The sequence below is a fragment of the uncultured Agrobacterium sp. genome (assembly GCA_913777615.1).
In the GTDB taxonomy this organism is placed as follows: Bacteria; Pseudomonadota; Alphaproteobacteria; order Rhizobiales; family Rhizobiaceae; genus Agrobacterium.
Genome location: CAJYTK010000017.1, coordinates 336636 through 359594 on the forward strand (window position 1 = coordinate 336636; position 22959 = coordinate 359594).

At 58.2% G+C, this 22959-nt stretch carries 21 protein-coding genes; 12 read left to right on the plus strand and 9 right to left on the minus strand.

Annotation, left to right across the window (positions count from 1 at the left end):
* Positions 1-19: 19 nt before the first annotated feature.
* The 7 genes from rsmA to QZ862_RS16240 form a co-directional block, all read right to left on the minus strand.
* On the minus strand, positions 20-850 hold the full coding sequence (gene rsmA / locus QZ862_RS16210; protein ID WP_296100948.1) for a 16S rRNA (adenine(1518)-N(6)/adenine(1519)-N(6))-dimethyltransferase RsmA: 831 nt from the start codon (positions 848-850) through the stop codon (positions 20-22).
* Entirely contained in the window at positions 850-1866 is a 1017-nt protein-coding gene (gene pdxA, locus QZ862_RS16215) for a 4-hydroxythreonine-4-phosphate dehydrogenase PdxA (RefSeq protein WP_296100949.1), read from the minus strand. Before pdxA ends, rsmA begins: the two co-directional genes overlap by 1 nt.
* 106 nt (positions 1867-1972) lie before the next feature.
* Positions 1973-2893 (minus strand): peptidylprolyl isomerase, encoded by a 921-nt coding sequence (locus QZ862_RS16220; RefSeq protein WP_296019584.1) that lies wholly within the window; start codon positions 2891-2893, stop codon positions 1973-1975.
* 410 nt (positions 2894-3303) lie between these two features.
* Positions 3304-5664 (minus strand): LPS-assembly protein LptD, encoded by a 2361-nt coding sequence (locus QZ862_RS16225; protein WP_296081433.1) that lies wholly within the window; start codon positions 5662-5664, stop codon positions 3304-3306.
* Positions 5664-6752 (minus strand): LPS export ABC transporter permease LptG, encoded by a 1089-nt coding sequence (lptG, locus tag QZ862_RS16230; protein ID WP_296100950.1) that lies wholly within the window; start codon positions 6750-6752, stop codon positions 5664-5666. The genes QZ862_RS16225 and lptG overlap by 1 nt, the downstream gene beginning before the upstream one ends.
* The gene (locus tag QZ862_RS16235; protein ID WP_296100951.1) at positions 6749-7918 is read right to left on the minus strand and encodes an LptF/LptG family permease; all 1170 of its coding nucleotides are present in this window, start codon (positions 7916-7918) and stop codon (positions 6749-6751) included. The genes lptG and QZ862_RS16235 overlap by 4 nt, the downstream gene beginning before the upstream one ends.
* Positions 7919-8170, minus strand: a complete 252-nt coding sequence (locus QZ862_RS16240; protein ID WP_296081436.1) for a hypothetical protein — start codon at positions 8168-8170, stop codon at positions 7919-7921. It abuts the gene before it with no gap.
* A gap of 41 nt (positions 8171-8211) precedes the next feature.
* On the opposite strand from QZ862_RS16240, the gene QZ862_RS16245 reads away from it, so the two are divergent.
* Both QZ862_RS16245 and QZ862_RS16250 read left to right on the plus strand, forming a co-directional pair.
* Positions 8212-9702 (plus strand): leucyl aminopeptidase, encoded by a 1491-nt coding sequence (locus tag QZ862_RS16245; RefSeq protein ID WP_296019582.1) that lies wholly within the window; start codon positions 8212-8214, stop codon positions 9700-9702.
* Between the two features lie 28 nt (positions 9703-9730).
* Positions 9731-10180, plus strand: coding sequence for a DNA polymerase III subunit chi (locus QZ862_RS16250; RefSeq protein WP_296101037.1), 450 nt, complete (start codon positions 9731-9733; stop codon positions 10178-10180).
* A 14-nt stretch (positions 10181-10194) separates the two neighbouring features.
* On the opposite strand, the gene QZ862_RS16255 is transcribed toward QZ862_RS16250, so the two are convergent.
* The gene (locus tag QZ862_RS16255) at positions 10195-11121 is read right to left on the minus strand and encodes an SMP-30/gluconolactonase/LRE family protein (protein ID WP_296100953.1); all 927 of its coding nucleotides are present in this window, start codon (positions 11119-11121) and stop codon (positions 10195-10197) included.
* A 33-nt stretch (positions 11122-11154) separates the two neighbouring features.
* Positions 11155-11868, minus strand: coding sequence for a GntR family transcriptional regulator (locus QZ862_RS16260; protein ID WP_296100955.1), 714 nt, complete (start codon positions 11866-11868; stop codon positions 11155-11157).
* A gap of 104 nt (positions 11869-11972) precedes the next feature.
* Between QZ862_RS16260 and QZ862_RS16265 the strand changes: the two genes are divergently transcribed.
* The 10 genes from QZ862_RS16265 to QZ862_RS16310 all read left to right on the plus strand — a co-directional run bounded on the left by QZ862_RS16265 (position 11973) and on the right by QZ862_RS16310 (position 22951).
* The gene (locus QZ862_RS16265) at positions 11973-13022 is read left to right on the plus strand and encodes a Gfo/Idh/MocA family oxidoreductase (RefSeq protein ID WP_296081440.1); all 1050 of its coding nucleotides are present in this window, start codon (positions 11973-11975) and stop codon (positions 13020-13022) included.
* Positions 13019-14035 (plus strand): Gfo/Idh/MocA family oxidoreductase, encoded by a 1017-nt coding sequence (locus QZ862_RS16270; protein WP_296100957.1) that lies wholly within the window; start codon positions 13019-13021, stop codon positions 14033-14035. Before QZ862_RS16265 ends, QZ862_RS16270 begins: the two co-directional genes overlap by 4 nt.
* On the plus strand, positions 14032-15111 hold the full coding sequence (locus QZ862_RS16275) for a Gfo/Idh/MocA family oxidoreductase (RefSeq protein WP_296100959.1): 1080 nt from the start codon (positions 14032-14034) through the stop codon (positions 15109-15111). The genes QZ862_RS16270 and QZ862_RS16275 overlap by 4 nt, the downstream gene beginning before the upstream one ends.
* Positions 15112-15227: 116 nt before the next feature.
* Complete coding sequence (locus QZ862_RS16280) at positions 15228-16502, plus strand: ABC transporter substrate-binding protein (protein ID WP_296100960.1); 1275 nt, start codon at positions 15228-15230, stop codon at positions 16500-16502.
* A gap of 57 nt (positions 16503-16559) precedes the next feature.
* A complete protein-coding gene (locus tag QZ862_RS16285) occupies positions 16560-17528 on the plus strand; it encodes a sugar ABC transporter permease (RefSeq protein WP_296100962.1) in 969 nt (322 codons plus the stop codon).
* A complete protein-coding gene (locus QZ862_RS16290; RefSeq protein WP_296100963.1) occupies positions 17521-18564 on the plus strand; it encodes a carbohydrate ABC transporter permease in 1044 nt (347 codons plus the stop codon). The genes QZ862_RS16285 and QZ862_RS16290 overlap by 8 nt, the downstream gene beginning before the upstream one ends.
* 21 nt (positions 18565-18585) lie before the next feature.
* A complete protein-coding gene (gene ugpC, locus QZ862_RS16295) occupies positions 18586-19668 on the plus strand; it encodes a sn-glycerol-3-phosphate ABC transporter ATP-binding protein UgpC (protein ID WP_296100964.1) in 1083 nt (360 codons plus the stop codon).
* A gap of 1 nt (position 19669) precedes the next feature.
* Complete coding sequence (gene araD, locus QZ862_RS16300) at positions 19670-21394, plus strand: L-arabinonate dehydratase (protein ID WP_296100965.1); 1725 nt, start codon at positions 19670-19672, stop codon at positions 21392-21394.
* 12 nt (positions 21395-21406) lie between these two features.
* A complete protein-coding gene (locus tag QZ862_RS16305) occupies positions 21407-22207 on the plus strand; it encodes an NAD(P)-dependent oxidoreductase (protein WP_296100967.1) in 801 nt (266 codons plus the stop codon).
* Positions 22208-22240: 33 nt separating this feature from the next.
* Entirely contained in the window at positions 22241-22951 is a 711-nt protein-coding gene (locus tag QZ862_RS16310) for a ribonuclease activity regulator RraA (protein WP_296040050.1), read from the plus strand.
* Positions 22952-22959 lie beyond the last annotated feature (8 nt).

Consider the following 22959-nt stretch of genomic DNA (forward strand, 5'->3'; position numbering starts at 1 on the left):
AGTTGTCGCTCAGCAAGGATTACAAGCTGTTTGCCAACCGTACGAACTCTTCTACTGAAAGCGTCTCGGCGCGTCGTGTGGGGTCAATGCCAGCCTTTTCAAGCAGCGCTTCGCCACCGATGCTCTTTACACTTTGGCGCAGCATCTTTCGTCGCTGACCGAAGGCGGCTTCCGTGACCTTCTCAAGCTTCTCCACGTCGCAGGACATTGGCTTTGCCTTCGGCAACAGATGCACGACAGTCGAGGTGACTTTGGGCGGCGGGCTGAAGGCTTGCGGTGGCACGTCAAATGCCATTTCCGGCACTGTGCGCCATCCGGCGAGCACGCCCAGGCGACCGTAGTGATTATCGCCTTCCTCGGCAACGATCCTCTGCCCGACTTCCTTCTGGAACATCAGCGTCATGGAAAGCCAGAATGGTGGCCATTCTTTCGGCAAAAGCCAGTTCACCAGAAGCTGCGTGCCGACATTATAGGGAAGGTTGGCGATGATACGGATCGGTTCGCCCTTGGGAACCAACATCTCGAAATCAGTCTTGAGAGCATCGCCCTCGATGACCTCAAGCCTTCCGGGATAATGATCTGCGATCTCCGCAAGCGCTGGCAGGCAACGGCTGTCGCGTTCGACTGCGATCACCTTTTTCGCTCCAAGAGAAAGGATGGCCCGCGTCAAGCCGCCAGGCCCTGGACCAACCTCGAAAACAGTCACGCCGTCGAGCGGGCCCGCGGTGCGCGCGATCTTCTGGGTAAGATTAAGGTCGAAGAGGAAGTTCTGGCCCAGCGATTTTTTCGCGTCGAGACCATGGCGCTGGATGACGTCGCGCAGAGGCGGAAGACCATCGATGGCTGCCATCACGAGGCCTGTCGCTCGGCGATCTGGGCCGCCATCGTCAGCGATGCGATGAGACTGGACGGATTGGCGATACCCTGTCCAGCAATGCCGAAGGCTGTGCCGTGGTCGGGTGACGTCCGGATGAAGGGCAGGCCGAGCGTGACATTGACCGAATCATCGAAGCCGAGCGCTTTTGCCGGTATCAGACCTTGATCGTGATACATGCAGACGGCGACATCGTAACGCTTGCGCGCTGCATCATGGAACATCGTATCGGCGGGCAGCGGGCCGAACGCATCGATACCATCCTTGCGCAGTCGCATGGTCGCCGGATGGATGATGTCGCGATCTTCCAGGCCGATAGCGCCGTCCTCTCCCGCATGAGGATTAAGCCCGGCCACCGCCAGCCGCGGAGCATCCATACCGAACTTGCTCTTCAGATCGTTGGCAACGATGCGGCAGGTGTCGATGATCAAGTCTTGGGTCAAAGCCGACGCGACGTCCTTCAGTGGAATATGAATGGTCACAGGTACGACGCGCAGCTTTGGGCCAGCAATCATCATGACCGGCCTTGCTGGCTGGCCTGTATGCTTCAATGCTAGATCGGCAAGAAATTCCGTGTGACCTGGAAACCCGAACCCGGCCTCGTAAAGTACGGATTTGGCGATGGGATTAGTAACGACGGCCGCAGTCTTGTTCTCCATCGTGAGCGAAACGGCGATCTCGATGGCTTTTACGGTCGAATGGGCAGCCCCTACATGCGGCTGTCCAGCCTGAACGTCAAAGCCGACGGGAACGGCAAGAACGGGAAGGGCGGACGAAAAGGCAGAGAACGCCTCTTCTGCTTCGCACGTCACCACGCTGACGGGCATGCCGAGTATATTCGCTCTGCTCGTCAGGACCTCTGGATCGCCGATGAACAGGAACGGTGGAACGTCAAGTTCCGCGCGCTTCGCCCAGGCTGCGAGTGCGATATCGGGACCGATTCCAGCGGGGTCGCCTTGGGTAAGAGCAAGAGGCAGCTTGAGCGAAGACAATGCGTTGGAGCTTTCACCTGTTATGCCGTAACCGGCAGAGAGAGCCTGCCGACGGTAGCATCTATGTCAATAGAGGGGCGCAGCAGTAAGGAGCGCCGCACTTCACTCACGTTCTGGTAATCTGCGCCTTGCTGCGAAGCTCGTCCAGATACTTCTTTTCATTCGGGTTTTCACCCTTCTCGGCCTTGGTCAGGTCCTCGGCCCGGAAAACGATTTCCGCTGCATAATCGTCGGACACTTGTTGCTTCTTGCAGACCGCGAGATATTCCACGCCCTTGTCGGTCACGAGGGTGCCGGTGGTGCCGCCCACAGGCGCCTTGATGACCATGTCTTTCCATTCTGCCGGCAGTTCCGGTTCAAGAATACGACCGAGATCCTTGATCGACACATCCAGCATCGTCGCTGCGAAAGTCTTTGCCTGTTCGCAGCCGGGGTAACGCTTGCGAGAGGCTTCCGCTTCGCTCTTGCGCTTGCCAACGATGGACTTCTTCGACTGCGGCACCACGAAGATAACCTGTTGAAGGAAATACTCCGTCGTGACGGGCTTTTGCCCGCGTTCCTTGAGCCTCGTGACGAAATCTTGAGTCGACATGCGGTTCTTGCCGCCATAGCGCGCGTTTACAAGGCGCGGCCAGCTCATCTGGATGGCGATAAACGACTTGAAGTGGTCAGCGCCAACGCCTGCCTGGGCCAATACTTTGGTCAATTGGTCTTTCGTCATCTTGTTCGTGGCAGCAAAGCGCGCGAAAGCTGCATCCACATCCGCGGTGCTGACGGAGGCCTTGACGCGGGCGATCTCGTCGCGCTTCAGCGCCTCATCGATCAACTGCTCACGCGCCTTGTCATTGAGATTGCCGGATTGGCGCTGTAGTTTCAGGAAAGCGACGCGGCGCGCTATGTCGTCGGAGGTGATTGGCGTCTTGTTGACGACGATCTTAACCGCGCTATCGGCAAAAGCACGATTTGCCTGTGGTGCGACAATCATGGGAACTGCGAAGATCGCAAAGGCAAACGCGACGCTACGCATCGCCTTCTTTCCGAAGTTCATCCTGTTCTCTCCCTCTCGGCATGACGTGGGACGAGTGCCCAGACAGTGCTCTTGAAACTCCCGCTGCATGAAGGTTACAGCCGTACCTTGCGGCGTTGTCTGTCCTTACGCTGCGAACCTAAATATGAACGTGCCCGTGTATATCACTGGAATGATTGCTACGGCAATCGTTCGCCGATACGAGATCGTCGATATCTGCGGCAAAAGCGTGACGAAAGCCCTGGCTGAGCGGGCGTGACCCGTTTTATCGAGAAATCGTCAATCCCATGGTCCAGCAGGCGCTCTCACACGCATAATCTTTGCTTATCTCTGCACACGACTGATGTTTCGCCCATCAAACGAAAACGGCGGGAAAATCCCGCCGCATCTCGATAATTTCCAGCAGTCGATCAGTAAGTGTTCGGTTGCCAGCCAATGTCTGCCTTGCTCCAATCCTCTGCGGCGGAGCCGACGCTGATATCGCCGAGCGTACGGAAGGCGATGCGGGCATTGATTGACCAGTCGTTGGCCGCTTCACGTACCGTGCTCAGATTGCCTTCATCGGAATAGCTGACGGTAAAGATGGTGCATTCGTCCTGATACAGAACACCGATACGACGTTCGCTGGAGAACTTATTATTCAGATCGTAGTTGATCGCCCCGAACAGCGCCCAGTTGTCATTGAGACGAAGCTTGCCGGAGGTCTGGATGATGTCACGATCACGATCATAGCCATAATTCGGCTGTGCCTTGACCTGCGTGTAGCTGACCTTCCCGGTGAAGCGGTTGTCCGCGTAGTGAACACTATTCTCCATGCGGTTGATCTCGAAATTATCCTTGTCGAGACGCAGGCTGTTGGAGAAGGACAGGCCGATCGGTGCATCGATTGCTGCCATGGTCACGTAGTCGGATCGATCAGACTCAAGTCCGGAGTCGGCGCCGACATTGACCAGATCCGTGGATGCGAAAGAATTTTCGCCCGCCAGGTGGTAGGACTGACCCACAATCGCACGAATGCCATAGCCGTTATTGAAGGTACCGTTGTAGCGGAAACCGAGATTGGCGCGTGTGCCGCCTTCGATCCGGTCAAAGCCGGTGAACTTGTCGCGTTCAAAGAGATTGGTCGCGTCAAAGACGAAGGCCTGAGAATCCTCGTTCGGAAGCTGGCCCGCATATTGCTCGTCCGGACGCACGAACAATTGTGCAATCGGCTCGATGACATGGTTGCTGTTCTGAGCAGTGAACAGGATCGGGTAGCGCGCCTCCAGGCCGAATGTGGCCATGCCGCGGAACGCCGCATCGTCGTTGATCATGCTGTTATAAGCAAAACCCTGTGTGCTCATGTCGGTGGAGAAGATGTCTCCCCGAAGCGCTGCAAGCGGTGTCAATTGGACGCCGCTGTCAAATGTATAGGTTCTCTTCCACTCCGCTTCGGTAGATAGTCGCGTATAGGTTCCCTCGAGGCCTGGGAATCGGTTGGATGTTCCAAGCGCATACGCATCCTGATCACGCCTTGTCAGGCTCGTCAGGTTGGTCGTCAGCGAAAGCTCTCCGCCGTAAACCGGGTCCGGTACGAAGTAGCGATAGTCGATGGCCGGGTGAACCATTGCCTGTCGGCGTTCCTCGGCTTCGAAGTCGTCCTTGTCCTGAACGTTGAAGTAGTAGGCATTGGCATCGAAGCTGTTACGGTCACCGAGACCGGAGAGGTAAAGCTTGTTGGTCTGCGTTTCGCTCTTGTAGCCTTTGAGGTCGTAGGTGCGTGCGAAGTTATTGTCCGATTGCACCATGACATCCCAGCCGAAGGACCAGCGAGGATTGATCTTGAAGTCACCCTTGCTGGCAACCATGCCACGACGGTCGTTCAGCGAGTCACTGGTTCCTGCATCAAAGCGGGACGGGTCCTTCTGATCGATGCCGGCAAATGTGAGCGTGTGCGTTCCCATTTCGAAACGCTGACGCAGCTCGCCGTGCAGCAGAAGGCCCTGGGCCGTGTAGTAGGTGGGCGTGACGGTCAGATCAGCGCTATCGCCGAGGATCTGATAGTAGGGAACGCCGATTCCGAAGCCGAGCTTGTCCGTTATGCTCATTTGCGGGAACAAAAAGCCCGACTTGCGCTTTACCCGGTTATCGGGAACCGTGATGAAAGGAAGATAGGCGATCGGCTTGCCAAACAGCTCAAAACGCGCCTTTTCAAGTCGCACGGTCTGGCTCTTGCCGTCCTGGATCACGCGCTCGGCTCTGACCTGCCATAATGGCGGCTTGTCCGGTCGTTCGGAGCAGGGAAGACATGCTGTGTAGACGCCGTTGTTGAGGATCATGACATCCTCATTGACGCGCTCGGCGCTTTCGCCTGCTATGCGGGTATTGTCAGTCGTTTCCACACGCAAGGCATTGACGAAGCCCTGAGAGAAGTTGTCGGTGACATCCAGTTCGTCGGCGTAGATACGGTTTCCACCCGGCTCGATCAACTCGATATCGCCGCGAGCAACCACCCGGCCAGTGCCCTGGTTGTATTCAACCCTCTGGGCCACCATGCGGTAGCCCGAATATTTCATGCGCACGCCACCCGTTGCGATCACTTGTTCAGCGTCGCGATTATAGGTGAGTTCATTTGCTGTAAGCAGGAGTTTTGATTGGTCTTGAGCGTCGCCGACCATCACGCCGTCATCAGCAAAAGCGCTGGATGCGGTCGCAACGTATGCGCACACAGAAGCCCCTGTCAGAAGGGCTGCCGCAAGCCGTCTGATATTCCCGCGGTCAAATACCGCCACTAGCCGTCCTCCTGATGAAGCAGAATGGTTGCCCCTAATGCCAACGCTACGATGACTGGAATCCAGACCGCAACGAAGGGCGGAACAACGCCGCTACTCCCGAATGCCCTTACAAGCACGGTTACCACATAAAGCACGAAGCCGGAAAGGATTCCACCGAGAATCACGGAACGAGACTGTGCAAAACGGCTGAACTTTAGAGAAACAGTCGCTGCAATCAAGGTCATCGCTACGAGCAGAAACGGCATCGAGAGCATGAAATGATACTGGGTCTCAAGCGCCTTCGATGACAGGCCAAATGATTTTGCCACTTCGATCTTTCTGGAAAGATCAAAGAAAGCAACGGTTTCCGGCTGCGTCAAACGCTCCTGAACGAATTCCTGTCTCAAATTGGTACTGATTCTCGATGTTGCCTGATGCGTGGGCACGTGGCCCGGTCGAATCTCTGAAACGTCGTTAAGAAGCCAGTAACCATCTTCCAATTTCGCAGAGCTTGCGTCCTGCCGGAAAAGGATATTGCCGCTCTTATCGAGGTGAATGAGCACCACATCTTTCAACAGGGTGCCGTTGTCCTCGAAACTCTTGGCGCCGATGATCGTATCCTGGCCGCCGCTGCTTTGACGCAACCAAGGAATGACCTGTTGCTGGCGGGGCCCGCTGCCATCGTTGCGCCATCCTGCTTCAACCGAAAGCGATTTGCTCTCTCCCCACGCCGCTAGAGGATTGAGCGCTGTGATGGATAGAATGCCGAGCAGGATCGCTCCGGTAATGAAGGGGAGCATGAACTGCCAGACGGAGATACCGGCTGCGCGAGTCACCACCAGCTCGTAACGGCGATTGAGCGAAATCAGCGTCGTCATGCCGACGAAAAGTGCGACAAATGGGACGGTCTGCTGCAGAATAAGAGGCAGCCTGAGCGCTGTGAGGCCGAGCGCGGCAGGCACGGAATAGCCGGGAAGAGCCGACATGCGGCGTGCCGTTTCGCTGAAATCGGCCAGAAAAATGATCGAGGAGACGCCGAGCAAAAACCAGAAGGTCGTAACGGCATAGCGGCGAAGAAAGTAACGGGCAAGCGTTCCGAAGATCATGCGCCTTGTCCTCCATTGCCGCTAGCCTTTGGAGGGCTGATACGGCGTTGAAGCATTCGGCTCGCGTGCTGGACGAAGGCTGGCATATGAAGTTTCCGGCCTGTCGCGAGCACATAGGTGGCAATAAGCCCGCTCACCACCGGCACGGCATATACAAGCGGTATGAAAACGGCGCTCTGCTTGACCTGATTGGTAAAATAGAAGCCAAGCCAGCGCAGCATGAAGGCGGTCACCAACGCGACCACCATCGGGTGCAGTCGCGCCTCGCGATGGGAGCGCGCATCACCCGCGACGACCAGCGAGATCAGTGCAAAGACAAAGGGAAACATCCAGTCGACGAGACGCCGGTGCAATTCCGATCGGAACGTGCCGGGGTTCTTTTTGTAGCTGTCCAGATCCTGATCGGGCGAGAGCAGGAAGGAGAGGCTGGCATCACTGGCAGAAAGCGACGGCTCCTTGTCGGATTTCTCGGACATGGTTGATAGATCGAAGGCATAGGACAGGAATTTGACGACGGAAACCTTCCCGTCTGGTGTCTTCTGCTGGACCTCTCCGTCGCGCATGGTCAGCGATGTACCGCCTTCGTCAATCATGCCTTCCTTTGCATAATAGATGAGGTCGTAATTCGGATCGCGTCGGTCAGCCACGAAAAGACCGCGCAAGATGCGGCCCTGACGCTGGCCGATCTGCACGTAGAGTCCATCCTGGATCGTGCGGAAAGTCTTTTCTTCGATGACGGAAGACAACAGATCTGCATAGGCCTCCGCCACCATTTGCCGCGCCGCGGCGCGAGCAGGCGGTTCGGCGAAATTGGTGATGCCGAAGGAGACGAGACTCAACACCGCACCGAGAATGAGGACGGGCTTGTATATGATGGTGCGACGAGCGCCGGATGCATCGATGATCGCCAGTTCGGAATCGGTATTCATTGCCGTCAGCGTCTGCGTCACGCCGATGACCAGCGCGAATGGCAAGACGACCGGTATGAGCGTCGGCAACAGCATCGTCGCAAGCGTCATGAATGAGCCCATGGACTGGCCGCTATCGGTGACGAGGTTGATTCTTTGCAGAACCTGGATCGTCCAGATGATAGCCAGCACAGGCATGAGCGCGACGAGAACCATCTGCGTCGTGCGTCGCAATATGTAGCGTTCGAGAAGCGCCATTTAGTCCCTGGTCACATTTTTCATTCTTTTCCCCTCGCAGGGATTTGGCCCTATGTAATCGTATGGATCACGCTTGGCGACTCCGCACCCGCCACAAATTTCTTCTGCACCGTCATTTTTCCTGTCGCTGTGGCTTTTTGTGGAGAGGGGCGAGAAAAACTTTTTCGTCAGTTCCAGGCCACCGCTCTCCATCCACAAATTTGACACTGCAACGCGCCATGCCGGGGTTGCGTCACGGGCGGAAAGGCTCATGATCCGCGCACCCCTTAAAAAACAGCAAGATGAGCATCAAGATGTCCGCCAGTTTCGATATTTCCTTCGCCGCTTCTGCCTCATGTGAGAATGCCACCGTCATTCTTCTTCGCGCGTCCGGAGAAGACGGGGCGGCAGGCCAAGCGCATGTCGATCCTGCTGGCGTGCTGGAAAAGGCCGCGAAGGTATCGGGCTTTGCGGCAAAGTCTATGAGCGTTCTCGACGTGCTCGCACCACAGGGATCCGAAGCCGATCGCATCGTCGTCATCGGTCTTGGCAAGGCAACGAAGCTGACAGCCCATGATTGGCTGAGAGCCGGTGGTAGCGCTGCTGCAAATTTCAAGAAGGCGGAAAAGGTTGTCGTCTATCTCGATGTTCCGGGCCTCGATGTAAAAGGCAAGACCGCTGCCGATTTCGCGCTTGGACTTCTGCTGCGTGCCTATAGCTTTGATACTTACAAGACCAAGAAGTCCTCCGACGAGGAAAAGAAGCCGAAGCGGGTCGATGTGACGATCGTGACGGTTGCCCATGAAGAGGCGAAGAAGGCGTTCGACGCCGCTCAGGCTGTTGCCGACGGCGTGATTCTGGCGCGCGATCTCGTCAATCTGCCGCCGAATGTGCTAGGGCCCGTCGAGTTTGCCGAGAAAGCTGAAAGCTTGAGGAAACTCGGCGTTGAGGTCGAAATCCTTGGCGAAAAAGAAATGAAGAAGCTTGGCATGGGCGCTCTTCTCGGGGTCGCGCAGGGCTCGGTTCGCCCGCCGCGGCTTGCCATCATGCAGTGGAATGGCGGCTCCAAGAAAGATGAGCCGATTGCCTTCATCGGCAAGGGCGTTGTCTTCGACACCGGCGGGATCTCGCTGAAGCCCGGCGCCGGTATGGAAGACATGAAGGGCGATATGGGTGGCGCGGCTGCGGTGACGGGCCTTATGCATACGCTGGCTGCGCGCAAAGCCAAGGCCAATGTCATCGGCGTCATCGGGCTGGTGGAAAATATGCCGGATGGCAACGCGCAGCGCCCCGGCGACATCGTCACTTCCATGTCCGGCCAAACAATCGAGATCATCAATACCGACGCCGAGGGCCGTCTCGTTCTGGCGGATGCGCTCTGGTATACAAACGACCGTTTCAAGCCGAAATTCATGATCAATCTTGCCACACTGACCGGTGCGATCACGGTGGCGCTGGGCAATCTTCAGGCGGGCCTGTTCTGCAATGACGATGAACTGGCCGGTCAACTGATTGGCGCCGGTGAGACCACGCAGGAGAAACTGTGGCGCATGCCGCTCGGCAAGGATTACGACAAGATTATCGATTCGAAATTTGCTGACATGAAGAACAGCGCCGGTCGCCTGGCCGGTTCGGTCACAGCCGCGCAATTCCTTAAACGCTTCGTCGGTGATACCCCATGGGCACATCTCGATATTGCCGGAACAGCTATGGGTTCGCCTTTGACCGAGATCAACCAGTCCTGGGGCTCCGGTTACGGCGTGCGGCTTCTCGATGAGTTGGTCCGCGCCCACTACGAAGACTGAGGTGACGTATGAAGGCGGCAATATCCCGATGACGGAAGTCCTGTTTTATCATCTGACGGAATCCAAGCTGGAGGATGCTTTGCCGCCGCTTCTGGAGAAATCGCTGGAACGCGGCTGGAAGGTCGCGGTCCAGACGGGAAGCGATGAGAAGCGCGATGCGCTCGACGTGCTTCTGTGGACATTTCGCGACGACAGCTTTCTGCCGCACGCCACCGACGCCGCCGGAAATTCGTCCGATCAGCCGGTGCTGCTCACCTCAAGCGAAGGCAACGTCAATCAGGCAACGGTCCGGTTTCTTGTCGATGGCGCAGAGGCGCCAGCGCTTGAGCCTTACGAGCGAATCGTCTTCATGTTCGATGGCTACGACGCCGGACAACTCGAGGCGGCGAGGGCACAGTGGAAGAAGCTGAAAGGTGAGGGGCACGCTCTTACTTACTGGCAGCAATCACCGGAAGGCCGCTGGCAGAAAAAGGCGTAGACGCCTGAACCCGTTCAACGACGGAAGCGAAACCCGGCAAAACCGGTCGTGGTTGTCGGAATGACCCACACGCCGCCGGATAATGGCGCCTTTTGCAGCCGTTCGTAAGACATGTTGTGACGGTGCGAAGTCAGGAAAAACGTGCTGAAATCGGGCCCACCGAAGCAGCCCATGGTCGGGTGCGGGACGGGCGCCGCAGTCGCGCCGAGATGCGTGCCGTCGGGCGAAAACGCATTGATAAGCCCAGCGGACACGCCCGAACTCCAATAAATGCCAGAACGATCGACGCAGCCACCATCGGGCCTGCCCGTTTCCTCGGTCATCTGCGCAACCAGTACGCCCTCGTCGAAGGTGCCGCCGCTCTTGTCGAAGACGCGGCGCCGGATCCACCGCTGAATGGAATCGCTCTGCCACATCACCGAACCATCTTCAGAGAAGGCAAGGCCGTTGGAGCAGGTCAGGCCGGTTTGCATGCGCTCTGCTCCACTTGCCGTCACCCGCCAAAGTTCGCCGCGTGGCTCCATCTGCGCAAGCGGCACATTGTGCATGGTGCCGACCCAAAAGGCACCATCGGGGCCGATGCGTCCGTCGTTCAGTCGGAAAGGAGCGTCTTCCGGCGAAGGAATGCTGCACAGCGGACTGATGGCACCGCTATCTGGATCGAGGACAACAATATCCATGCCGCAAGCGATGATGAGGTCGCCATCGTCGCAAAGTCCGAGGCTAGACACCGTGCTTGGGAAAGACCATTCGCGATACTGGCCATGTGTGAGCGCAGCCGATCGCACCGTCTTGCCGAGAATGTCGCACCAGAACAGGACCTGGCGCTTCTCATCCCAGACAGGGGATTCCGCCAGTGTGCTGATCGTGTCGCAGAGCAGTGTTGCCTGTGACATGGCAAGTGTCTCGGCAGGAAGCTGTCCGTAGGGTGCAGTCGTCATGATCATTTATCCAGTGTCGGTGGCGGCGCAGGCTTACTCGAAATAGTCCTGGTGGTTGGCAAAGACCTGCGCCAGAATGCCGAGCACGCGTCGCAGATGTTTGCGCAATTCCTCTGCCGCAACCGCTTCATTGCCGTCCTGGACCGCCCCATAGACAGCCTCGTGCTCGCTCAGCAACCCGGCCATATGCGCCTCGTCGGTAATGGCGAGAGCACGCAGGCGATCAAGGCCTGCCTTTTCGCGGATCAGCAGCGTTTCAAGCCTCTCCATGCCTGTGGCTGCCGCAAGTGCGCTGTGAAACTGATCGTCGTGCATGCGAAAAGCCTTCCGATCGCCGCGTTGCATCGCTTTGCGTTGACCGTTCAGCGCATGCTCGATCTCTTGCTCTGCCTCGGCTGACAGGCCGATGTGGCACAGTTTCTCGACGGCTGCGACCTCAAGCGCCTCGCGGATGAACTGCGAGCTGCGGATATTCTTCTCCGAAAGTTTGGAGACATAGGTACCACGGCTGGGAAGCGTGACGATCAAACCGTCGTCTCGCAAGCGGCTCAATGCCTCGCGCACCGGCGTGCGGCTTGAATTGAAGGACTGACCGATCTCGTTTTCGGATACCGCCTGACCTGGGAAAAGCTCGCGCGACAGGATGGCGGACTTCAGTGCGGAGTAGATCTGATCCACCACGGGGCGGTTCAGATCCAGCCTCTCCATGGTCGGGACAGAGCCGCTTGTCATCGGAATTTTGGGCATTTTCACTCCAGGGATTTTTAACCGGTATACCGGAACACAAGTGAGTTGACAACCGGCATACCGGTATGCAAATTACGCCACAATGGGAAGGGAGGCTCCCTAAAATGCAGAATATCAAGACCTGCGTCATAATCGGCGCCGGAATGGTGGCGAAGACGCATGTGCTCGCCTGTGCAGCAAGTCCAGAGAAAATCAGGCTGAAGGGGATCGTTGATAGCGGTTCCGGTCGCGCCAAGGCGCTGGCTGAAGAGGCCACTTGGAGCGCTGGGTATGACGTGAAAGTTTACTCGTCGGTAGAAGAGGCGGCTGCTGACCCGGACGTTGATTTTGCCATCATCGCGACGCCACCGAATGCGCGACTCGATATTGTTGAAGCCTTCGCACGCGCCGGCAAGCACATCCTCATGGAAAAGCCGGTTGCCCGTAACACAGACGAGGCCGAGCATCTGGTACGGCTTTGCCGTGATGCCGGCATCACGCTCGGTATCATCTTCCAGCACCGCATGCGGGCTGCGTCGCAGAAGGCGCGCGAGCTCGTTGAAGGCGGAACGCTTGGGGAGCTCGGTCTCTGCGAGATTTCCGTGCCATGGTGGCGCGCCCAATCCTATTACGACGAGCCCGGTCGCGGCACTCTGGCGCGTGACGGCGGTGGTGTTCTGATCTCTCAAGCTATCCACACCATTGATCTTGCGCTGAGCCTGACGGGTCCCGTATCCCGCGTTCAGGCCATGGCGGCGACGACCCGTTTCCACCGGATGGAAACGGAAGATTACGTTTCTGCGGGCCTTCGCTTTGCAAGCGGCGCGGTCGGTTCGCTGGTTGCGAGCACGGCAAGCTTTCCAGGTTCGGCGGAATCGATCCTCCTGCATTTCGATAACGCCAGCCTCCGGCTCGCTTCCGGTTTGCTGCATCTCGACTGGCGCGATGGACGACAGGAAATATTTGGCGGCGCAGCCGCTGGCACCGGCGGCGGCGCCGATCCGATGGCCTTCACCCATGAATGGCATCAGGGCGTGTTCGAGGATTTCGCAGACGCCCTCGATGAAGCGCGCCCGCCGGTCGTGACGGGTGAAGCGGCTCTTTTATCTCACAGACTGATCGACGCGATCATCAACTCGGCCGAAACCGGCAAGGAAGTGGAACTGCAACGATGACTAAAGCAATCAAGTTCGTGGCTCTCGGCATAGAGCACCGCCACATTTTTGGCATGGCACAGAACCTGATGGATGCCGGCGCTGAGTTTGTCGGCTGGTGGACGGAAGGCGAGCCTGACGTAGTCGAAGGCTTCGTCAAGCGTTTCCCCGACGTGCCGCGTGCGGCCACGAAGGAAGCGCTTCTTGCAGATGACAGCATTGATCTCGTCGTGATCGCCGATATCCCTTCCAAGCGCGCAGACCTTGCCGTCGCTTCGATGGAAGCTGGCAAGGATGTCATGACCGACAAGCCGGGCTGCACTACATTCGAGCAACTCGAGCGCATCCGTCAGACAGTGAAGAAGACCAATCGCATCTGGACCGTCGATTTCTCCGAGCGCTTCGAAGTGCCAAGTGTCACCAAGGCTGCCGAATTGGTCGCCGCTGGCGCCATCGGTCGCGTCATCCAGACCATCGGCATGGGCCCGCACCGTCTGAACCGTCAGATTCGTCCGACGTGGTTCTTCGAGCGCGAAGCCTATGGCGGCATCATCACCGATATTGCCAGCCACCAGATCGACCAGTTCATGTTCTTCACCGGCTCCACCGAGGTGGAAGTCGTGTCCGCGACCGTCGCAAACTACGCGAACCCAGGCGATCCGGGCCTGCAGGACTTCGGCGAAGTGCTGCTGCGCGGTGACAAGGGCCACGGCTACATCCGCGTCGACTGGTATACGCCGGATGCGCTGCCGACCTGGGGTGACGGCCGCCTGACGATCCTAGGCACCGAGGGCTATATCGAGCTGCGCAAATATGTCGATATCGGTAACAGCGAAGGCACCGACCGTCTCATTCTCGTCAACGGCGATCGCTGCGAATATATTGATGCCTCCGACGCCGGCCTCCCATATTTCGGACGCGTATGCGACGACATTCGCAACCGCACCGAAACGGCGATGACGCATGAACACGTCTTCAAGGTTTGCGAACTGTCGCTTCAGGCTCAAGCCAAGGCCGAAGGAGCAAAGGCATGATTGGCGTCGCCATTGTTGGCGCCGGTATCGGTGCCGAGCATCTGAAGGGGTATCTCGCTCTACCCGAGCGCTTCACCGTCAAGGCGATCTGCGATCTCGATGTGGAGCGCGCGCGCGGTGTTGCTAATGGCACGTCTATCCACGTGACGGCGGATCTGGACGAGGTTCTAGCGGATGAGAGTATTCAGCTGATCGACGTCTGCCTGCCGCCGCACTTGCACTTTCCGATCACGCTGAAGGCGCACGCCGCCGGCAAGGATGTCGTCTGTGAAAAGCCGCTTGTCCGTTCGCTGGAAGAGGCGAATGCGCTTCTCGATTCCGTCAAGACGACAGGCCGCAGCATCTTCCCGGTCTTCCAATATCGTTTTGGCCCGGCGATGCGTCAGCTTCGCGCGCTGATCGATGCCGGCCTTGCCGGCAAGGCCTATGTTGCAAGCTCGGAAGTACACTGGAACCGCGGCAAGGGCTATTATGACATCCCTTGGCGTGGCACGTGGAAAGGCGAATGCGGCGGCGCGATCCTCGGTCACGCGATCCATGCGCATGACTTGATCTGCCACGTGCTGGGTCCGGTCGAGGAAGTTTTCACCATGGCCGATACGCGCGTCAACACGATCGAGACGGAAGACTGCGCAGCCTTGAGCTTCCGCATGAAGAACGGCGCGCTGGCCACCAGTTCGGTGACGCTTGGTGCGGCGGAAGATACATCGCGTCTGCGCTTCTGCTTTGAAGGCTTTACTGCCGAAAGCGGTTCGCTGCCCTACCGCCCGGCAGAAGACAAGTGGCGCTTCATAGCACGTGCACCAACGACCCAAGATCAGATCGATGCGGTTCTTGCCACAGTCGGCGAAGGCGAAAACGGTTTCACCGGTTTCGTCGAGGCCATCGCCGACGCCATGGAGGGGCGCGGCGGTAAGGAAGTCACCGTCAATGACGGTCTGCAATCCATAGAACTGGTGACAGCCATCTATCGCTCGGCGCGGGAGGGCAGGCCCGTGCGGCTGGCAGAGGCGGCGGAAGGTCAGTGGATCAAGGGTTGGGCTCCACGGCCGGTAGACGCCAACGCATCGGCCTGAAAACCGGAATCGATTTTTCAGAAACCACGATGCGTAGACTCAAAGCAGTAGAGCGTCATGCGGCCCAAAGGAAGCACGACGCTCTAAAGCATAATCATCTAACGGGAGGAAACCAGATGATCAGTCAATACAAGATCGCATTTGCAGCGTTAGCCCTGGGGACGGCGTCTTTTGCCGGTGGCGCTCAGGCCGCGCAGGAAGTCCGCTTCACCTGCGCCTATGATGGCAATGGCTGCGAAATCCTGAAGGACATTCTCGCGCGCTACGAAAAGCAGCATCCGGATGTGAAGATCGTCACCGACGTCGTGCCCTACAAGGCATTGTTGGAAGGTCTGCCGGTTCAGCTCGCCGGTGGTAGCGGCCCTGACTTCGCAACCGTCACCGACCTTGGCGGCCTCAACCGCTATTATCTCGATCTGACGCCCTACGTGGACGCGAAGAACTGGGAAGACAATTTCTCCAACGTGCTAAAATGGTATCGCAGCGGCCCTGACGACAAGGGCATCTACGGCATGCATACCCAGCTGACCATCACTGGCGCCTTCATCAACCGCACGCTCTTCGATCAGGCCAATGTTGCCGTGCCCGGCAAGGACGCGACGATGGATGATTGGGCAAAGGCTGCAACGGCCGTTGCCAAGGCCACCAGCACGCCTTACCCGATGGCGATCGACCGTTCCGGCCACCGTATCGCCGGTCCGGCCATTTCCTACGGCGCCAAGATTTTTGACGCGGAAGGCAAACCGATCTTGGTCGATGAAGGCTTTACGACATTCGTGAAGAAGTTCGTCGAGTGGAACAAGGACGGCACCATGGCGCGTGACGTCTGGGCAGGCCAAGGGGGCAATACCTATCGCGACGCCGGTCAGGAATTCATCAACGGCCAGCTCGCTTACTACTATTCCGGCAGCTGGCAGACAGCACGCTTCGACAGTCAGGTGGGCGACGCCTTCGACTGGGAAGTTGTTCCGCAGCCTTGCGGTGGTGCCGCCTGCACCGGCATGCCTGGTGGGACCGGCATCGTCGGCTTCAAGCAGACCAAGAACCCGAAGATTGTTGCCGATATTCTGAACTTCCTGGCTGAAGACGAAAATTACCTCGACTTCACGGTGCGTACCCGCAACGTTCCGGCCAAGAAGTCAGTCGCGGACAAGGGCGTGACCTATACCGGCGCGACCCCTTCGACGCAGAAGGCCATGAATGCCTGGCTCGATCAGATCCCCGGCATCAGCCCGATTGCCTATACCTATCAGGGCTACAAGAACAATCGCGCCATGTTCAACATCTCTGTCCAGCGCGTGACCCAGGCCATCGTCGGTGAGCTCACTGTCGATGAAGCCATGGCCCGCGCCAAGACGGACGTTGAGGAAATGTTGAAGCAGGCGAAGTGATCCAACGCCTTCCGGCGCGGCCGATACCGCGCCGCGCCGGATCGAAGGAGGAGCCCCATGTATAAATTGATTGCGCCAGTGATGGGCATTGTCGAACTTCCGTTCTCCTTCTTGCAGAAGGTTCTCGGACATCGACGGATTGCCTGGGTGTTTCTCACCCCCAACCTAATCCTCTTCGCCATCTTCGCGTTTCTGCCGATCCTGCTGAACGTCGCCTATTCGGTGACCGGCACCGAGCAGATCATGCTTGCCGATCGGCCTTTCGTCGGTGGTGGGAATTTCTCCGCGCTGATGTCCTGCGGCAATTATCTCGATCCCAATTCCTGTCAGCAGGATCTCTTCTGGCGCTCGGTTTGGAACACGCTGTTCTTCGTCGTGCTTCAGGTGGGCTTCATGGTCGGATTCTCGCTGATAACCGCCATCATTCTCAACCGCGATATCCGCGCCCGTGGTTTCTTCCGCGCCGTGTTCTTCTTCCCTGTTCTTTTGTCGCCCGTCGTGGTGGCGCTGATCTGGAAGTGGATCTTGCAGCGCTTCGGAGTTCTGAACGCCGCAATGGAATCCATGGGGCTCAGTTCGGTGGACTGGCTGCTGGAAGCAAACCTTGCCTTTGGCTGGTCCGTCTTCCTCTCGGTCTGGGCGCATATGGGCTTCTACACGCTGATCCTGCTTGCCGGATTGCAGGCGATCCCGCGTGACGTTTACGAGGCAGCCGAACTCGACAAGGCCAACCCTTGGCGCATCTTCCGCCGCATCACCATGCCGCTTCTGGCGCCGACGATGCTAGTGGTTCTGGTTCTATCGCTGATAAAGGGCGTCCAGACCTTCGACGAAATCTTCGCCTTCACTGGCGGCGGTCCAGGCTCTGCGACGACCTTCATCATTCAATACATCTATCAGACCGGTTTTGCCGGCACGCCCCGCAACTTCGGCCTTGCAGCTGCAGCTTCGCTGCTTCTCGCCGTCGTTCTCGTGGTGCTGACTGCGCTGCAATTCCGGGCAAACAGGAGCAAGGTCGATGGCTAGGATCGTTGCATTTCTTTCCCGCACACGCGGTCGCAATGGCAAGCTGCATTGGACTGACTGGCTATCCTACGCCTATCTTGGTCTCGCTGTGATACTGATGTTCGGCCCAGTGGTTTGGCTTGTTCTCTCTTCCTTCAAGACGGAAGCTGATCTCCAGCGCTTTCCGCCACGTCTTCTGCCCTATACGCAGGAGACCCTTGTGGTGGACGGGCAGGCAGCACCGCTGCCCGCCTATACCGATAAGGATGGCAAGACCTACGGCATGATCCGCCGCATCGGGCTTGTCGCGCAGGTCATCGACCCGGCAAAACCGGCAGAAGTCGTGAAGATGCCGTTCAACGAGCTGAAGCCGGCAGAGCGTGTATCGCTGGCGACGGAAAACTACACGGAGCTTTTCCAGCGTTTCAACTTCCCACTCTACTTCTGGAACTCGGTCTTCATCACCGTGACATCGACCGTGATCATGCTGATCGTCAACTCTATGGCAGCGTTTGCCCTGTCGAAATACCAGTTCAAGGGCAGGGGTGCGGTATTGGCGATGGTCGTCGGTACCTTGATGATCCCGCAGACGGTCGTGCTCGTGCCGCTCTTTCTCATCACCAGCCAGCTTGGCATGATCAACAGTCTGTGGGGCGTTATCATTCCGGGGGCGGCGACACCGACAGGCGTGTTCCTTCTGCGCCAATATATGCTGACCATTCCGGATGAGATTCTCGATGCGGCACGCATGGACAAGGCGAGCGAATGGAAAATCTATTGGCGCATCATCCTGCCGCTCTCTGCTCCGGCCCTTGCGGTTCTGGCAATCCTTGCGGTCATGTGGCGCTGGAACGACTTCCTATGGCCGCTCATCGTATTGACCCGCAACGAAAACTTTACACTGCAACTGGCGCTCAATTCCTTCCAGGGAGAGATGACGACGGAATGGAGCAATCTGCTTGCCATGACCGTGCTGACGCTCGCTCCGATCGCGCTGGTCTTCATGTTCCTGCAAAAATACATCGCCACCGGCATTGCGTCGACAGGCGGCAAATAAGCTTCGGGAGGAGACACGACAATGGCAAGTATTGAGCTTCGTCAGGTCAAAAAGACATATGGCGCGCTGGATGTGATCAAGGGGATCGATCTCGATATCAAGCATGGCGAATTCTGCGTGTTCGTTGGGCCTTCCGGCTGTGGCAAGTCGACGCTTCTGCGCATGATTTCCGGCCTGGAAGCCTTGAGCGGCGGCGATATCGTCATCGGCGGCGATGTCGTCAACACCGTGCCGGCGGCAGACCGCGGTCTTGCCATGGTATTTCAGTCATATGCGCTTTATCCACATATGACGGTGCGCGAAAATCTCTCCTTTGGTTTGGAAAATATCGGCACGCCCAAAAAGGAGATCGTCGAAAAGATCGCCCAGGTGTCCAAGATGCTGCAGATCGATCAGTTGTTGGAGCGCCGTCCCAAGGATCTCTCGGGTGGCCAGCGCCAGCGTGTTGCGATCGGTCGCGCCGTGGTGCGCGAACCGCGCGTTTTTCTCTTCGATGAACCGCTGTCCAACCTTGACGCTGAACTGCGCGTCGATATGCGCGGTGAAATCTCCGCCCTGCACAAGCGGCTTGGCAACACCATGATCTACGTGACCCACGATCAGGTCGAAGCCATGACCATGGCTGACAAGATCGCTGTTCTGCGCGCTGGCAAGCTCGAGCAGTTTGGCGTCCCGCTCGATCTTTATAATCGCGCAGCCAACCTCTTCGTCGCCGGTTTTATCGGCTCGCCGAAAATGAATTTCTTCGCCGGTGAGGTGATCTCTGGGCCGACACCGCAGCTGAAGATCGCGACGGGTGAACTCATTCCGCTGCCGCAGATGGGCTTTGGCTATGCGCCCGGCCAGAAAGTGACACTTGGTATTCGTCCTAACCACGTGAAGCACGGCAGCGAGGGCTCGCTCACAATGTCGGTACGCACAGCCGAGCAACTGGGCGGCGAATCCTATCTCTACGGTAATCTGGGCGATGGTACGCCTGTGACGCTACACCTATCCGGTCAGACTTCGGTCTCCCCTGGAGAAGTGATCCGCATGTCGGCACCAATCGAACACGTTCATCTTTTCGATACGACGAGCGGGCTGACGCTCAGGCAGGATGTTTGACATGACTGAGAAAAAACTCCGTTCCGCTCGTTGGTTCGCGCCCGACGATCTGCGCAGCTTTGGTCACCGCTCCCGCATGATGCAGCTCGGCTACTCCGAAGAGGATTTTGCCGGCAAGCCGGTCATTGGCATTCTCAACACCTGGTCGGAGCTCAACACCTGTCATTCGCATTTTCCAGAACGTGTAAAGGATGTGAAGCGCGGCGTGCTCCAGGCCGGTGGCTTTCCCGTCGAGATGCCGTCGCTCTCCGTCGATGAGAGCTTCACCAAGCCAACATCCATGCTCTACCGCAACATGCTCGCGATGGAGACGGAAGAGATGATCCGTTCCCATCCTCTCGATGGCGTGGTGCTGATGGGTGGCTGCGACAAGACGACACCCGGCCTCGTGCTGGGAGCCATCTCCGCTGGCGTGCCGATGATCTATTTGCCCGCAGGTCCGATGTTGAGCGGCAACTATGCCGGCAACACGCTCGGCTCCGGTTCCGACGCCTGGAAATACTGGGACGAGCGGCGCGCAGGCAACGTGACCGATGAGGAGTGGCGCGGCGTTCAGGGCGGTATCGCGCGCTCGGCCGGTGTCTGCATGACCATGGGCACAGCCTCCACCATGACGGCGATCACCGATGCTCTCGGTCTGACACTGCCCGGTGCCTCATCGATCCCTGCCGTCGACTCAGGTCATCAGCGCATGTCTGCCGCTTGCGGTCGCCGCATCGTCGAGATGGTTGACGAGGATCTGACGCCTGACCGCATCTTGAGCCCAGCGGCCTTCCGCAATGCGGCGATCGTTGCCATGGCAACCGGGTGCTCCACGAATGCCGTCGTGCACCTGATCGCCATGGCCCGCCGCGCAGGCGTACCCATGACGCTGGACGAGCTGGATGCACTCGGTCGCGTCACCCCGTTGATTGCCAATGTCCGTCCTTCGGGCAAGGACTATCTGATGGAGGATTTTTATTACGCCGGCGGCCTTCGCGCGCTGATGAAGCAGCTGGAAAGCCGCCTCGATTGTTCGGTGCTGACGGTCACTGGGCGGAGCATGGGTGAAAACCTGGAAGGCGCCAAAGTCTACAATGACGACGTCATCCGCTCGCTCGACAACCCGGTCTATGCCGAAGGCTCTCTTGCCGTGTTGCGCGGTAATCTCTGCCCGGATGGTGCGGTGATCAAGCCTGCGGCCAGCGATCCCAAACTCCATGTCCATGAAGGTCCGGCGCTTGTCTTCGACAGCTACCCCGACATGAAGGCCGCGATCGACGACGAGAATCTCGATGTGACCCCCGATCATGTTCTGGTGTTGCGCAATGCAGGCCCGCTCGGCGGACCGGGCTTTCCGGAATGGGGAATGCTGCCGATCCCCAAGGCCCTGATCAAGAAAGGTCACCGTGACATGGTGCGCATTTCCGACGCGCGTATGTCCGGCACCTCCTATGGGGCCTGCGTGCTGCATGTCGCGCCGGAGAGTTTTGTCGGCGGTCCGCTAGCACTGTTGAAAACCGGAGACATCGTTCGCCTCGATCTGCCGGCGCGTCGCCTCGACATGCTGGTTAGCGAAGAAGAGATTGCCAGCCGGCGCGCCGCATGGCAGCCACCGGCGCCTCGCTACGAGCGTGGCTACGGCTATCTTTTCGCCAAGCACGTGACCCAGGCCGACAAGGGCTGCGACTTCGATTTTCTCCAGACGGATTTCGGCCGCAGCGCTGGCGAGCCGGATATCTTTTAAAGGATTGGGTCGATGATGAAGCGTTTGCTGATCACAGGTGCGGGCGGCCAGCTGGGCAGAATGCTGCGCGGGCGCCTCGGTCATGTTGCCGAAATCGTCCGCCTGTCGGATGTGGTTGAGATTGCCGCACCGGCCGGGCCGCATGAGGAAGTAATGCGCTGTGCGCTGGAGGACGCTCACGCTGTCCATGATCTGGTGAAAGATTGCGATGGCATCGTTCACCTGGGCGGCATTTCGGTTGAGAAGGCCTATGATCCGATCGAAGACGCCAATCTACGCGGAGTCTACAATCTCTATGAAGCGGCGCGAGCCAACGGAAAGCCACGCATCCTCTTCGCCTCCACCAATCACACGATTGGCTATTATCCCCAGGGCACGCAACTGACCCCGGAGATGCCCTTCTTGCCCGATGGTCTTTACGGCGTGTCGAAGATTTTCGGCGAGGCGATGGCGAGCCTCTATCACTCCAAGTTTTGTCAGGAGACGGCGATTGTCCGCATCGGTTCCTGTACCGAAAAGCCAATGGATTGGCGCATGCTTTCCACCTGGCTCAGCCATGACGATTTCGTCTCGCTGATCGAGGCGGTCTTCCGCGTGCGAAAGCTTGGTTGCCCCATCATCTGGGGCGTGTCTGCCAACGACGATTCCTGGTGGGACAATTCCCATGTCGATTTTCTCGGCTGGGAGCGCCGCGACAATGCCGCGCGCTTCCGTGAGGAAATCGAACGGATCGTGCCGCGGCCCGATCCGCAAGCGGCCATCGCAAAATATCAGGGTGGCATCTTCATCGATGAACCCATTCACAAGGCGTGAAATGCCTTTATCCATCACGACGAGGACACAACCATGAACAGCGAAACCCGCGAGAAACTATCGACGATTTCCGTCGCGACGCTGGCCACAGCGCTTTACAAGCGCGGCCTGCGCAACCAGGTCATTCAGGGGGTTCGCCCGCTTGGCTACAAGGGCAAGAACATGGTGGGCCCGGCCTTTACCCTTCGTTACATGCCAGCGCGCGAAGATAGAAATCAGCTTGTTGAGTTCCGCAACCCCGCCCATCCGCAGCGCGTGGCAATCGAGACATGCCCTCCCGGTCACGTGCTGGTCATGGATAGCCGCAAGGATGCGAGTGCTGCCTCCGCCGGCGATATTCTCGTAACACGTTTGATGGTGCGGGGCGGTGCCGGTATTGTCTCCGATGGCGGCTTTCGTGATGCGGCAACGATTGCCGAGCTGGATATCCCGGCTTATCACACCCGCCCTTCTAGCCCGACGAACCTCACCAAGCATGAGGCGATCGAGATCAACGGCCCCATCGGCTGCGGTGACGCGCCGGTCTTTCCTGGCGACATCATTGTTGGGGATGCCGATTGCGTGATTGTCATCCCCGCGGGCATTGCCGACGAAGTGGCCAACGAGGCGGTCGAAATGACGGCTTATGAGGATTTCGTCGTGGAGCGCGTGAAGGCGGGCGAGACGATCATCGGTCTTTACCCCTGCACCAAGGATGAGCATCAGACGGCCTTCGCCGCATGGCGCAAGGCCAATGGCCGCTGACAATCAGC